Annotated in this window: 11 protein-coding genes; 4 read left to right on the forward strand and 7 right to left on the reverse strand. The window is 68.8% G+C overall.

Annotated features, from left to right (window positions below; genetic code table 11):
- The first annotated feature begins 1 nt into the window (after position 1).
- From JNK84_RS16075 to JNK84_RS16085, 3 genes are all read left to right on the forward strand, one after another.
- Positions 2 to 1,867 carry an AMP-dependent synthetase/ligase gene (locus tag JNK84_RS16075; protein ID WP_293425619.1) on the forward strand — a complete coding sequence of 622 codons (1,866 nt, stop codon included), beginning with the start codon at positions 2 to 4 and terminating at the stop codon, positions 1,865 to 1,867.
- A gap of 113 nt (positions 1,868 to 1,980) precedes the next feature.
- Positions 1,981 to 3,162 carry an ABC transporter substrate-binding protein gene (locus JNK84_RS16080; protein WP_293425620.1) on the forward strand — a complete coding sequence of 394 codons (1,182 nt, stop codon included), beginning with the start codon at positions 1,981 to 1,983 and terminating at the stop codon, positions 3,160 to 3,162.
- Positions 3,163 to 3,251: 89 nt separating this feature from the next.
- On the forward strand, positions 3,252 to 4,403 hold the full coding sequence (locus tag JNK84_RS16085) for an acyl-CoA dehydrogenase family protein (RefSeq protein WP_293425622.1): 1,152 nt from the start codon (positions 3,252 to 3,254) through the stop codon (positions 4,401 to 4,403).
- Positions 4,404 to 4,568: 165 nt separating this feature from the next.
- On the opposite strand, the gene JNK84_RS16090 is transcribed toward JNK84_RS16085, so the two are convergent.
- Positions 4,569 to 6,428: an extracellular solute-binding protein gene (locus JNK84_RS16090; RefSeq protein WP_293425623.1), complete on the reverse strand. Its 1,860-nt coding sequence runs from the start codon at positions 6,426 to 6,428 to the stop codon at positions 4,569 to 4,571.
- 73 nt (positions 6,429 to 6,501) lie between these two features.
- Positions 6,502 to 6,963, reverse strand: a complete 462-nt coding sequence (locus JNK84_RS16095) for an Lrp/AsnC family transcriptional regulator (protein WP_293425625.1) — start codon at positions 6,961 to 6,963, stop codon at positions 6,502 to 6,504.
- A gap of 139 nt (positions 6,964 to 7,102) precedes the next feature.
- Here JNK84_RS16095 and JNK84_RS16100 point away from each other — a divergent pair, with 139 nt between their 5' ends.
- On the forward strand, positions 7,103 to 9,493 hold the full coding sequence (locus JNK84_RS16100) for a transketolase-like TK C-terminal-containing protein (RefSeq protein ID WP_293425627.1): 2,391 nt from the start codon (positions 7,103 to 7,105) through the stop codon (positions 9,491 to 9,493).
- 634 nt (positions 9,494 to 10,127) lie between these two features.
- Here JNK84_RS16100 and JNK84_RS16105 read toward each other — a convergent pair.
- The 5 genes from JNK84_RS16105 to mltA form a co-directional block, all read right to left on the reverse strand.
- Complete coding sequence (locus JNK84_RS16105; RefSeq protein ID WP_293425628.1) at positions 10,128 to 10,511, reverse strand: hypothetical protein; 384 nt, start codon at positions 10,509 to 10,511, stop codon at positions 10,128 to 10,130.
- A gap of 109 nt (positions 10,512 to 10,620) precedes the next feature.
- A complete protein-coding gene (locus tag JNK84_RS16110) occupies positions 10,621 to 11,316 on the reverse strand; it encodes a ribonuclease T2 (RefSeq protein WP_293425630.1) in 696 nt (231 codons plus the stop codon).
- Between the two features lie 148 nt (positions 11,317 to 11,464).
- Positions 11,465 to 12,019 carry a hypothetical protein gene (locus JNK84_RS16115; protein ID WP_293425632.1) on the reverse strand — a complete coding sequence of 185 codons (555 nt, stop codon included), beginning with the start codon at positions 12,017 to 12,019 and terminating at the stop codon, positions 11,465 to 11,467.
- 84 nt (positions 12,020 to 12,103) lie between these two features.
- Positions 12,104 to 12,679, reverse strand: a complete 576-nt coding sequence (locus tag JNK84_RS16120) for a Smr/MutS family protein (protein ID WP_293425634.1) — start codon at positions 12,677 to 12,679, stop codon at positions 12,104 to 12,106.
- Entirely contained in the window at positions 12,676 to 14,229 is a 1,554-nt protein-coding gene (gene mltA / locus JNK84_RS16125) for a murein transglycosylase A (RefSeq protein WP_293425636.1), read from the reverse strand. The genes JNK84_RS16120 and mltA overlap by 4 nt, the downstream gene beginning before the upstream one ends.
- Positions 14,230 to 14,249 lie beyond the last annotated feature (20 nt).

A 14,249-nucleotide genomic window follows, 5' to 3' on the forward strand; every position in this document is an offset into this window, starting at 1 on the left:
GATGGGCCTTCTCGACATCTGGCCGAACCAGGACATCCGGCTCCCGACCATCCCCAGGGGCGACACCATCGCGCGCGTCTTCGACGCGGCGGTAGCCTTGCGCGAGACCAGAGTCGCCGTGCGGCAGAAGGAGTTCGGCATCTGGCAGGAGACGACATGGGCGGAGATGGGCCGCGCCGTGCGCGAAATCGGCATGGGCCTCGTGGCGCTCGGCCTGAAGCCCGGCGACACCGCCTCGATTCTCGCCAATACGCGGCAGGAATGGACCTATGCCGACTATGCCGTGATCGGCGCGGGCGGCGTCTCGAACGGCATCTATCCGACCGACGCGCCGGGTCAGTGCGAGTATCTGATGAGCGATTCCGGCTCGCGCTTCGTCTTCGTCGAGGATGAGGAGCAGCTCGACAAGATTCTCGAGGTGCGCGCGCGCCTGCCGCTGCTCGACAAGATCATCGTCATGGAGACGGAGGGCCTGACCCGCTTCTCCGACGAGCAGGTCATGACCCTCGACGACCTGCGCAAGCTTGGCCGCGAGGAGGATGCCCGCAATCCCGGCGAATGGGAGCGGCGACGCGACGCGCGCGGACCCGACGACCTCGCCATCCTCGTCTACACCTCCGGCACCACCGGCAAGCCGAAAGGCGCGATGATCACCCATCGCAACATCCTCTCGGCCATCGAGGTGATCGCCTCGGAATCGATCCGCCAGAACGAGGACGACCAGCGCATGGCCTTCCTGCCGCTCTGCCACGTGGCCGAGCGGGTCGGCGGCCAGTTCCTCGCGCTCTATTCCGGCGCGACGCTGAACTTCGTCGAGAATCCCGAGACCGTGCCGGACAATGTCCGCGAGATCGCGCCGACCATCTTCTTCGCGGTGCCGCGCATCTGGGAGAAGTTCTATTCGGGCGTCACCATTCGCCTCGCCGAGGCGACGCCGCTGCAGCGCGCGATCTATGGCTGGGCGATCGCGCAAGGGCGGCAGGCCGCCGACCTCGCCATCGACGGCAAGCCGGTGCCGGCCGCGCTCCGGCTGAAGATGAAGCTCGGCCGCTGGCTCGCCCTCGACAATATCCGCAAGGCCATCGGCATCCATCGCTGCCGCTTCCTCGCGACGGGCGCGGCGCCCATCTCGCCGGATCTGATCCGCTGGTACTTCGCCCTCGGCGTGCCGATGCTGGAAATCTGGGGCATGACCGAAACCTCGGGCGCCGGCTCCGTCGTGCCCATCGACAAGGTCAAGCCGGGGACCATCGGCCGGCCCACCAGCGCCATCGAGATGCGGATCGGCGAGCACGGCGAAATCCTCGCGCGCGGCCCCACCATCATCAAGGGCTACCTCAACCAGCCCGAGAAGACCGCCGAGACGATCCGCGACGGCTGGCTGCACACCGGCGATGTCGGCTCGGTCGACAACGAAGGCTTCTTCCGCATCACCGACCGGATGAAGGACATCATCATCACGGCGGGCGGCAAGAACATCACGCCGAGCGAACTTGAGAACGAGCTGAAATTCTCACCCTATGTCACCGACGCGGTGATCATCGGCGACAAGCTGCCCTATCTCACCGCCCTGATCATGATCGACCAGGAGAATGTCGAGAAGTTCGCGCAGGACCACGACATCCCCTTCTCGAACTATGCGAGCCTGTGCCGCGCCAAGGCCGTGCTCGACCTGATCCAGGGCGAGATGGACCGGGTGAACAGGAAGTTCGCCCGCGTCGAGCAGGTGAAGGCCTTCCGCCTGATCGAGCAGCGCCTCACCGCAGAGGACGAGGAGCTGACGCCGACCATGAAGCTGAAGCGCAATCTCGTGCAGAAGAAATATGCCGACCTGATCGCCGGCATGTACCGCAGTTCCGCTGCGTAAGGGCCCCTATAGGCCCGGCATCGGTCCCGTACTAGCATCTGCCACAAGGACCGGCAGGGACCGGCCAGAAACAAGGTTCCGGACATACCGGGCCCATCCAGATGGAGGACACCATGACTCTCAGATTGAGCGCATGTTTCGCCCTTGCCGCCGGCATCGTTGCTGGCCCGGCGATGGCACAGACCCAGGGGATCACCGACACCCAGATCACCATCGGGACGATCCAGGATCTTTCGGGTCCGATCGCCGCCTTCGGCAAGCAGACCCGCAACGGCATGCAGATGTTCTTCGACGAGCTCAACGCCCGCGGCGGCATTCACGGCCGTCAGGTGCGCCTCCTCGTCGAGGATAACGGCTATGACCCGCGCAAGGCGCTGCTCGCCACCCAGAAGCTGGTCAATTCCGACCGCATCTTCATGATGCTCGGCCATATCGGCACGGCGCAGAACATGGCGGCGATGCCGGTCCAGTTCGAGCGCAACGTGCCGAACTTCATGCCGGTCACCGCGGCGCGCGAAATGTACCTGCCGCCGACCCGCCTGAAGATGGCCTTCGCCACCGCCTATTACGATCAGCTCCTGACCATGCTGCCGAGCATCGTCCAGGAGAAGAAGGCCACCCGCGTCTGCACCGTCTATCAGGACGACGAGTTCGGCCTCGAGGTGATGCGCGGCGGCGAGGCGGCGCTGAGGACCATGAACATGGCCTTCGTCGAACGCGCCACCTATAAGCGCGGCGCGACCGAGTTCTCCTCGCAGGTGGCCCGCCTGAAAGCCGCGAACTGCGATCTCGTGGTGATGGGCACGATCATCCGCGAGACCGTCGGCGTGCTGGCGGAGGCGCGCAAGATCGGCCTCACCGTCACCTTCGTCGGGACGAGCGCGGCCTATACGCACCTTATCCCGGCGCTGGGCGGACCGGTCGCCGAGGGCTTCTACGCGGTGACCACCACCGCCCACCCCTATCCGGATGATCCGAACCCGCAGATCCGCGACTGGGCCGCCCGCTACAAGGCGAAGTTCGGCGAGGATGCGACGGTGTTCTCCGCCTATGGCTGGATCATCGGTGACCTGTTCGCGCAGGTCGCGGAAAAGACCGGCCGCGACCTGACGGTGGACAGCTTCCTGCGCACCATCGAGACGACGCAGTTCGGCAGCGACATGTTCGACAGCCAGGGCTGCAACATCACGCCGCAGAACCGGCTCTGCAACAATGCGGCGCGCCTGTCGCAGGTGCGGAACGGCCGCTGGGTGGTCACCCAGGGCTGGGTGCGCGGCGCCACGCCGACGCATTGAGGGCACGATCGGGAGACGCCGCCGGCCAGCCCGGCGGCGTCTTCTTTTTTGCGCAGCATGCGCGCAGCAAAAACCCGCAGGAGCGCGCCGTGACGCATCCCTTCTACACGGCCGATCACGAGGCCTTCCGCGACCAGATCAGGCGTTTCGTCGCCCGCGAGATCGAGCCCTATGCCAGCCAGTGGGACGAGGCGGAGGAGTTCCCGCGCGAGCTCTACGCCAAGGCCGCCGCCATCGGCCTGATCGGCCTCGGCTTCCCGGAGGAATATGGCGGTTTCGCCGCCGACCGGTTCATGTGGATCATCGCGACGCAGGAACTGGCGCGGCCCGGTGCCGGCGGCATCAGCGCCAGCCTGATGAGTCACGCCATCGGCACCCCGCCGATCGCCAATGCCGGCTCTCACGACCTCAAGAGCCGGGTGCTGCCGGGCATCTTCGCCGGCGAGAAAATCTCCGCGCTCGCCATCACCGAGCCGGGCGGCGGCTCGGATGTCGCGAACCTCAAGACCACCGCGCGGCGCGACGGCGACCATTACGTCGTCAACGGCGAGAAGACCTTCATCACCTCCGGCATGCGCGCCGACTACTACACGGTCGCCGTGAGGACCGGCGGCGAGGGCATCGATGCACAGGGTGCCGGCGGCGTCAGCCTCCTCGTCATCGAGCGCGAGCGCGAGGGCTTCACCCGCACACCGCTCAAGAAGATGGGCTGGTGGGCCTCCGACACGGCGACTCTGCATTTCGACAATGTCCGCGTGCCCGCCGGCAACCTGCTCGGGCAGGAAGGGCAAGGCTTCAAGATCATCATGCGCAATTTCAATCACGAGCGCCTGACCATGGCGGCGGGCTGCATAGCCGCGAGCCGCGTCTGCCTCGACGAGGCAAGCTCCTACGCGAAGGAGCGTGTCACCTTCGGCAAGCCGCTGACCCAGCATCAGGTGATCCGCCACAAGCTCGTGGACATGGCGCAGAAGGTCGCGGCCGGTCAGGCTTGGCTCGAAATGCTGACCTGGCGTCTGGAGCAGGGCGAGAACCCCGTCGCCGATATCTGCATGCTGAAGAACCAGGCGACGCAGACCATGGCCTTCTGCGCGTCGGAGGCCGTGCAGATCTTCGGCGGCGCCGGCTTCATGCGCGGCGCCAAGGTGGAGCGCATCTATCGCGAGGTGAAGGTCAACGCCATCGGCGGCGGCACCGAGGAGATCATGAAGGATCTCGCCAGCCGCCAGATGGGGCTGTGAAGAGACTGTTCGATCCAATCCGAAGCTCGGCCGGAGCAACGCATCCGTCATGCCCGGCCCTGTGCCGGGCATCCACGAATTCCTCGACCGACGTGGTCAAGTCGTGGATGGCAGGGGCAAGCCCGGCCATGACGAGCCGCGCCTGGACAGGCTGACCGAACAACCTCACGTCCGCTCGATGCGCGCCGCCCTGGCCGGATCGAACCACCAGGTGCCCGGCACGCCCCGGGCATATTTCGGCTTGGTCTCGGGAAAGCCGAACTGGTCCCAGTAGGCCAGCCAGTGGCTCGCCTTGTACCAGTTGGGCACCCAGTAGCGCCCGGCCCGCAGCACGCGGTCGAGCGCGCGGCAGACGGTGACAAGCTCGGCCCGTGTATTCGCCGCCAGCGCCTTGTCGATCAGGGCATCGATCACGGGATCGGCGATGCCGGCGAGATTTTGCGAGCCCGGCTGCCGGCCGCTCGCCGAGCCGAAGAAGGTCCGCATGCTCTCGCCCGGCGTCATGGACAGGGAATAGCGGCGGATGGTCAGGTCGAAATCGTAGTCCTTCAGCCGGCTCTGGTACTGAGCGGAATCCACGCGCCGGATTCCCGCCTCGATGCCGAGCCGGCGAAGATTCGCGACGAAGGGCTGGGTGTGGCGCTCCAGCGAGGGCTCGAAATCGAGAAACTCCACCGTCATCGGCCGCCCCTGCGCGTCCAGCAGCCGGTTGTCGCGCAGCGTGAAGCCGGCCTCGCGCAGGAGCTGCGTCGCCTGCCGCAGCAGGTTGCGGTCCTGTCCCGAGCCGTTGGAGACCGGCGGCGCATAGGGCTCGCCGAAAACCTCGTCCGCCACCTTGCCGCGGAACGCCTCCAGCAGTGCCAGTTCCTCGCCCTCCGGCTTGCCCGTCGCCATCATCGGCGAGTTCTGGAAGAACGAGTGCGTCCGCTTGTAGCTGTCGAACATCACGTTCTTGTTGGTCCATTCGAAGTCGAAGGCGAGGCCGAGCGCCTCGCGCAGCTTCGGGTGGGCGAATTTCTCGCGGCGCGTATTGATGAACCAGCCCTGAGCGCCCGACGGCGTCTCGTCCGACACCTCGCGGCGCACCACGCGGCCGTCCCGCGCGGCGGGGAAATCGTACTGCGTCGCCCAGGTGCGCGAGGTGAATTCCTCGCGGAAGGCATAGGTGCGACTCTTGAACCCCTCGAAGGCGACATCGCGGTCGCGGAAGAATTCGAGCCGCACGATGTCGAAATTGTCCTGCCCCACGGACACCGGCAGGCCCGCGCCCCACCAGTCCTTCACGCGCTCGTATTCGATGAAGCGGCCGGCCTCGAAGCGCCCGACCTTGTAGGCGGACGAGCCGAGCGGCACGTCCATGGTCGAGGCCTCGAAATCGCGGCCCGCATACCAGGCCTTCGACAGGATCGGCAGGCCCGCCGTGGTCAGCGGCAGCGAGCGCGAGCGGCCCGGCGCAAAGCGGATCGCCACGGTCCTGGCATCCTCGGCCTCGGCGCCCGCGACATCGCGCAGGACGACGCGCAGCAGCGGATGTCCCTTCTCCTTCAGGGTCATGACCGACCAGGCCACGTCCTCGGCCGTGATCTTCGCGCCGTCGTGGAAGGTTGCGATGTCGCGCAGCGTGAAGCGGTAGGTCAGTCCGTCGGCGGATATCCGCACCTTCTCGGCGGCAAGGCCATACATGCTGTCCGGCTCGTCGCCGGCGCCGACCATCAGCCGCGCGAAAATGCCGTCGAGCGCGGGCGGCGCGTCGCCGCGCAGCACCAGCGTGTTCATCGTGTTGAAGGTGGTCGGGTTCTGGTTGTAGCCCCAGCTCGACGCGGTGTGCACGAAGGCGCCGCCCTTCGGCGCATTGGGGTTCACATAGTCGAAATGACGGAAATCGGCCGGATATTTCAGGTCGCCGAAGGACGAGATGCCATGCGTCTCCGTTTCGCCCTGCGCCCGCGCGCGCGGCGCGATCAGGCCGGCGCCAGCGCCGGCGGCGGCGAGGGTCAGCACGGAGCGGCGGGACAGTCTCGGCATGGCGATCCTCGTTGGTCGCGGCAAGGGTAGGCGATGGCGCTACCGTCGCCAAGCGCCGCCGGGCGCGCCGCCGTCACCCGATGGGCAGGACGTTGGTGTGTTTCACCTGCGTCAGCGCGAAGCTCGATTCGATGGAGGCGAGCCCGTCATGCTTGGTCAGCTTGTCCTTCAGGAAGCGCTCGTAGGCCGGCAGGTCGGCGCAGACGACGCGCAGCAGATAGTCGCGCTGGCCGGTCATCAGGTAGCACTCCATCACCTCCGGCCAACGCGCGACCGCCGCCGCGAAGCGGTCGAGATCCTCCTCGCGCTGGCGCTCCAGCTTGATCGAGATGAAGACGCTAACCGGCAGGTCCACCGCCTTCTGGTCGACCACCGCGACATAGGAGCGGATGACGCCGGCCTCCTCCAGAATGCGGACGCGCCTGAGGCATGGCGTCGGCGACAGACCGACGCGCTCCGCCAGCGCCTGATTGGTCATCCGGCCATCCCTCTGGAGCTCGGCGAGGATGCGGCGGTCGATGGCATCGAGACGCATGGATTGGTGATTCCTGCCAAATGTTGCGCAGCATTCTGCATGAATCGGCCAACATGGCCAATCCGGACCATCGCATTTGGCATGCGCGGCTCATCCGGCTCTGGCATGATCATGCCCTCCCTCCGCACGGAACGCCGCGATGACCGACCGCCTGTCCATGCTCTCCGCCCTTGAGCGCAAGGTGCTCTGGCTCGCCTCCTGGACCATCCATCACGCCAACCATGTGCGCGACAATCGCGACGGGCTGAAGGTCGGCGGCCATCAGGCCTCGTCCGCCTCGCTCGCCACCATCATGACCGCGCTCTATTTCGCGGTCCTCAGGCCGCAGGACCGGGTGGCGGTGAAGCCGCATGCCAGCCCGAATTTCCACGCGATCCAGTATCTCGTCGGCAACCAGACGCGCGAGAAGCTGGAGAACTTCCGCGGCTTCAAGGGCGCGCAGAGCTATCCCTCGCGCACCAAGGACGTGGACGATGTCGATTTCTCCACCGGCTCGGTCGGCCTCGGCGTGGCGCAGACGCTGTTCTCTTCGCTGGCGCAGGACTATGTGCGCGCCCATGGCTGGGGCGCCGGCCGGCCGGAGGGCCGCATGGTCGCGCTCATCGGCGATGCCGAGATGGACGAGGGCAATATCTACGAGGCGCTGATCGAGGGCTGGAAGCACGGCCTGCGGAACACCTGGTGGGTGGTCGACTACAACCGCCAGAGCCTCGACGCCGTCGTTCGCGAGGGCCTGTGGGAGCGTTTCGAGACCATGTTCCGCAATTTCGGCTGGGACGTGGTGATCCTCAAATACGGCAAGCTCCTCGAAGCCGCCTTTGCCGAGCCCGGCGGCGAGGCGCTGCGCCGGTGGATCGACACCTGCCCGAACCAGCTCTACTCGGCGCTCTGCTATCAGGGCGGGGCCGCGTGGCGGAAGCGGCTCGCCGACGATATCGGCGATCAGGGCAAGGTCTCCAAACTCCTCGACCGGCGCAGCGACGACGAACTGGCGCGCCTCATGACCAATCTCGCCGGCCACGACATGCCGACGCTGCTGGAGGCTTTCGAGGCCGTCGACCATGACCGGCCCGTCTGCTTCATCGCCTATACGATCAAGGGCTTCGGCCTGCCGTTCCAGGGCCACAAGGACAACCATGCCGGGCTGATGACGCCGGCCCAGATGGAGAACTGGCGGCAGGCCATGGGCGTTCGGCCGGGCCATGAATGGGACCGGTTCGAGGGCCTGAAACTGCCGGCGGCGCAGATCGAGAGTTTCCTGAAGACCGTGCCCTTTTTCGCCGAGGGCCGCCGCCGCTACGAGGCGCCCAAGCTGCCGATCCCGGCGACGCTCGCTTTCCCCGCGCAGGCCGCCATGTCGACACAGCAGGGCTTCGGCCTGATCCTCAACGAGATCGCGCGCGCCAGGGAGCCCTTCGCCGACCGGATCGTGACGACCTCGCCGGACGTGACGGTCTCGACCAATCTCGGCGGCTTCGTCAACCGGCGCGGCCTGTTCGCGCGCCAGTCCATGGCCGACACGTTCAAGCAGGAGCGCATTCCCTCGACCTTCGCCTGGGAGTTCTCCCCCGGGGGACAGCATATCGAGCTCGGCATTGCCGAGATGAACCTGTTCATCCTGCTCTCGGCGCTGGGCCTGACGCACTCGATCCACGGCGAGCGGCTGCTGCCTGTCGGCACGCTCTACGACCCGTTCATCCAGCGCGGCCTCGATGCCCTGAACTATGCCTGCTACCAGGATGCGCGCTTCATGCTGGTGGCGACGCCGGCCGGCGTGACGCTCGCGCCCGAGGGCGGGGCGCATCAGTCGATCGCGACACCGTTGATCGGCATGGCGCAGGACGGCCTTGCCGCCTTCGAGCCGGCCTTCGTCGACGAGACCGCCGCGATCATGCGCTTCGGCTTCGACTACATGCAGCGCGACGGCGAGGGCGATCCGGACGAGCGGACCTGGCTGCGCGACGAGACCGGCGGCTCGGTCTATCTGCGCCTGTCGACGCGCACCATCGAGCAGCCGCAGCGGACGATGACGCCGGAACTCGCCGGCGACATCATCGATGGCGCCTACTGGATGCGCCCACCCGGCCCCAATGCGCAGGTGATCATCGCCTACACGGGCGCGGTGGCGCCCGAGGCCGTCGCCGCCGCCGGCCTGCTGGCCGAAAGCCATCGCGACGTCGGCGTCCTCGCCATCACCTCGGCCGACCGCTTGAACGCCGGCTGGACGGCGGCCGAGCGCGCGCGCCAGCGCGGCCATCACGGCGCCATGAGCCATGTCGAGCGGCTGCTTAGCCCCCTCTCGCGCGACTGCGGCATCGTCACGGTGATCGACGGCCATCCCGCGACCCTCGCCTGGCTCGGAGCCGTCGACGGCCACCGTGTCAAGGCACTCGGCGTCGAGCATTTCGGCCAGACCGGCACGGTCGACGATCTCTACCGCCACCACGGCATCGACACCAACGCCATCCTTCACGCGGCGCAGGCGCTGACGACCGGCCGGCCGGTCCGCTATCTCAAGGCCCTGCCCTGACCCCCGGCCCGCGTGCCGAACCGGGACGAAAGGTTGACGGCCGGCATGCGGGCGCGACCTCCGCGCCTGGATGGGCGGAGCGTCAGGACGAAGCGGCGGTCCCGGCGAGCGCATGGTGTTTCCGGCGGGACCGTGGTTTTCCGGCAGGACCATGCGGAACTCGTCCTGAAAGCTGCCTTGGACAGCGCGCCGATTGCCGGCCCGACGCGGCCCGGCCGGCGGGCCATAGCGCGAACATCCGGAAATCAGCGATTCGGACATGGTTCGTTCGCTGATCGATCCAATCGTTAACGGCGTGACGGCGGATTGCCCGCGCGGGACTTTGGCGCGGCGAAACGGGATATCGCGAACGAGACTGGGTCGCAGGTCAGCAGAAGCGCCCCGCTCCTTCCTGTCCTACCGCGCCGCGAGGGGCGCGCGGCGGCCGCCGCATCCCGGTTGATCGTCAGGCGCGGGAGGCTCGACGCCGAAGCCCGCTCCGCCAGCCGGGCAGGGGAAGAGCGGCCGCCGACAGGCCAGCGGCGAGCAGCAGGGACGCTGATGCCGGACGGGGCAGATCTTGGCTGAGGGGCCGCTGGAACGGGCCGGAGCCGGCCGCCAGGCGGATCGGGATGGGCGCCCGAACGCCGGAGCGTCAGGCGGCGGCGACGCGGCGCATGACGAGGCGTACGCCGCGCGCGACCATGGCCATGACCGAGCCAAGACCGACGAGATGCGAGCCGAAGGCGACGACGGCCAGCGGGATCGCGTCCGGCCGGACGAAGGCGGCGGCGACGAGCGCGGGCGCCCAGACGACGGTCAGCAGCGCCGAATTGACCATGGCCCCGGCCAGCGTCGAACCGAGACCCTCGCCGCAGGTCCAGAGCGGCAGCGGCGCCTCGGTGTCGGCCGCGCAGCCGGCCAGCGCCTGTAGCGGGGCTTCCAGATGCAGCGCCAAGAGCACAACCGTCCACAGCGCCGCATAGGCGAGCGCCCAGGCCGGAACGGCGGAGCGCAAACGGGCAAGGATGAAGCTCACGGCTTTGGGCTCATGGCGGCGCGGGAACGCTCCTGTGACAGCCCGCTCAGTCTAGCCGGGAACTCCTAAGAAGCCGTTCCGCGACATGCGGAAAGACGAGGCCTTGCCGTCAGGAACGGCCGCTGCGGGCCGGCGGCATGACCAGCCTGTCGCGCCGGCAGGCCCGGCGATCGATCTCCTGGCAGGCCGTGAAGTTCATGTCGCGGCCGATGCAGATGCGCACCTCGCGCAGCCGGCGCTCGTCGCACTGAACCGCGATCATCTCGCGCGTGAGGCCCGGATTGGCGCGCACGAAAGCGTCCTCCACCTCGTCCGGCGATACGGTCCGGTAGTCGGAGACGGTCTCGAACTCGGCGGGGATGCGCACCTTGGCGCGCGCCTGCCTGACGCGCTCGAAGAAGACCGAGGCCGAACGCTCGCCCGAACAGGTGCCGTGCTTGGCCCATTGGTGGCGGACGAGGCCCGGGGCCGGCATGATGTCGAGCATGGCATTGACGGTGCGGCGCTCGAGCTCCGGCGCGGGCACCTGGCAATATTCCGGGAAGCCGCGGGTGAATTGCGGCCAGAGCCCATGCACGACGAAGTGAAAAGGCCGCTCGCCCGCGCATTGCATGGAGCGCGCGCTGCGCTCGCCCGACGCTTCGCAGAAGGACGGCGACCAGGACAGCGCCAGAACGTAGAAATCGAACTCGCCGGGCGTGACGCCATGGCGGGCCTGCGCCGCGGCCGGAGCCTGGCCGGCGGCCAGCAGCAGGGCCGCGCCGACCACGACAGAACGCAACAGGGCTGCAAACCGCTTCGCCATGATCTCCTCCAGCACCGTGCCGCGAAGATTATTGGCGCGATGAGAACAAAAAAAGAACGTATGTTACCGGATGCCGCCCGCCACGCCAGCCTGCCGGCTGATCCGCCGCACCGGGGCCCGGCCGCCGCTCAGCCGCCGGCAGGCGCGCTCAGGGCCGCGCCATGCGGCAGGCGGGGTCGAAGCTGCGGCCGCGATCGAGGCCGTGAACGCACCACTCGACGCCCCATGTGAAACCGGCAAAGCCCTGGTCTTCCATGATGGCGTAGCTGACGGTGCGCACGCGGCCGTCGGAGAGATGGGCGCGGCCGGTGCAGTAGCGGCGCGGAATATTGTTCTGGCCCCAGGGATTGCTCGCCACCACGCGCAGGCGGTCGAACCCGGCAATGGTCAGCGGCGAATTCCAGAACTTCGCCTCCTTCTCGGCGAACCGCGCGCGGATGCGTTCCAGGGCGGCGCTGTCGTCACAGGGCAGCAGCGCATTCTGGAAGCGCGGATCGCGGAACAGGACCGCGCCGGCCAGCCCGAGGCGGCCGAGCTGGTCCGCGCGCGCGCGGGGATAATCGCCGCCCGGCACGCGGCCGGTCGTATAGGTCGAGCCGTTGAGCCCGCGCGGGCCGTCGCCATACCAGAGGCCCTGGGCCGAGGCGTCGGTGGCGATCAGGGCGAGGCCGAACAGGCCGGCAAAAAGGGCGCAAATCCGCATGGCAGGATGCTCCGGGCAGGTTGCGCGACGATCCACGTCCCGGCGGCCGGGGTCAAGAGCGGCCAGGACACAGTCCGGCCGGCTTCACGGCCGCCGGATGCGCACGTAGAGCGCGCCCGCCCCGCCATGGGCGATGCCGGCTTCCTCGAAGCCGATGACCAGTGGGCGCATGTCCGGCAGCGTCAGCCATTCCGGCACGACGCGGCGCAGCACCCCGCGCTCGGCATAGGCGTCGGGCCGCCATGGGTCGTCGTCGAGGCCGCGCAGCCGCTTGGGCGCGCCCTTGCCGGTGATGACGACGACGAGACGGCAGCCCTCGGCCTGCGACCGCCGCAGGAAGGCGACGAGGCGGCGATGCGCGGCCTCCTGGGTGAGGCCGTGCAGGTCGATGCGGGCATCGACCTCGGCCATGCCGCGCGAGAGCTTGCGCCGGAGACCCTTCTCCAGCGCCGCCAGCGGCGGCGGCGCGGGCACGGCAGGGGCCGCCGGGACCTTGCTCCTGACCGGCGGCTTGCGCGCCGTCGCGGGCGCCGCCTCCGGCTCCGGCGCGGGCTCCTCGGCCGGCGGCATGCGCGCGGGGTCGAGCGGCTTCACGCTGCGCGCCACATGCGACCAGAGCTTGCGGTCCTCGGCCGAAAGGCCCCTCGGGCGGCGGCTCATCGGCGCGGGCGCGGTTCGGGCACCGGCACCTCGGTCGCGTCGGGTGAAATCGCCCGCGGCAGCAGCACGTACCAGTCGGCGCGGTGGCGGATGCGGCCGGCGATCGAGCCCGCCTCCAGTCCGGTGCCGATATAGAGGTCGCCGCGCGCCGGGCCGACAATGGCCGAGCCGGTGTCCTGCATCACCATCAGCCGGCGGAAGGGCTCGCCCGTCTCGGTCGGGCCGGTCGGCAGATGCGCGTCGATGAAGACCGGCGTGCCGTAGGCGTGAACGTTGCGGTCCACCGCGATGGAGCGCCAGTCGGACACCGGCACGCCCTGCGCGCCGACCGGGCCGTCCTCGGCGGACAGCTCGGTCTTCACCCGGAAGAAGACATAGGAACGGTTCTGCCAGCGGATGTCGCGGGCGGGCTCCGGGTTCTGCGCCATCCAGTTGCGGATGAAGTCCATCGACATCTCGGCGCGGGTGGCGATGCCGCGCTCGATCATGACCCGGCCGACCGGCACGTAGCGGTGGCCGTTATGGGCGGCATAGCCGATCCGCAGCGTCGAGCCGTCGGCGAAGCGCAGCCGCGCCGACCCTTGAATCTGCGTGAACATGACGTCGACGGGATCGCGCGCCCAGGCGATCTCCAGCCCACGGCCATCCAGCGCGCCCTGCTCGATCTCGCCACGGTCGAAATAGGGCTGGAAGCGCCCGCCGACCCAGCGGCCGGCGCCGGAGCGCGCATCGAACCCGGCTGTGCGGCCGCGCGCCGAGGCGAGGTCGTCCGGGCGCAGCATGAAGGGCGCGGTGAATTCGTCGGTGCGCTCGCGCGAGGCGAGAACCTCGGGCTCGTAATAGCCGGTGAGGAAGCCGTCGGCCTCGATCTGGTCGCCGAACCGGGCGAAACGCACGGCCCGGAACTCCGCCTCGAAGAAGGCGCGCGCGGCCTCGCGGCCAACCGGCTGCGGCAGCGCCAGCGCGCGCGGGCAGACCTCGCGCAGCGCCTGCCAGACGACCGGCGCGGAACGCGGCGGATTGCGCGCGGCCATCACCTGCCGGCAGGAGATCAGAAAGGCCTTGAGGGCCAGGTCCTGCCGGTCCTCGGCCCAACCAGGCACGGCGGCGAAGGGCACCGCCTCGCTCCAGGTCTCGGGATAGACGAAGGGAAAGCCGGACGGATGCACCGCAAGTTCGGGCGGAGCGGCCGTCGCGTCAGCGGCGGGAGGCGTCGGCTGCGGTTCTGTCGGCGACGGTCCCGGACCGTGGGGCGGCAGGGAGGCTTGCGGACCGGGAGGGGCAGGTTCCACCGAGGGAACGGCTGCCTGCTCGGACGAAGCGGGCGCGGCGGGCGATGGCGCGGGCACCTCCGCCGATTGCGGGGTGGCGGGAGACGTTTCGGCGGCAGATTGCGGGACGGCGGGGGACGACCCGGACGCTGCCTGCTGCGGCCGCAGGAGGATCAGAAGGTCATTGGAACCGGCGGCGGCCGGACCGGCCAGCCCGCACAGGGCCACCGCCGCCGCGAGGACCGCGACGCTCGCGGCGCTGGTCCTGCGGCCGGCCATGAACGCTCTCGCTCCCGTGC

The organism is Phreatobacter sp., assembly GCF_016793595.1.
Classification (GTDB): Bacteria; Pseudomonadota; Alphaproteobacteria; order Rhizobiales; family Phreatobacteraceae; genus Phreatobacter.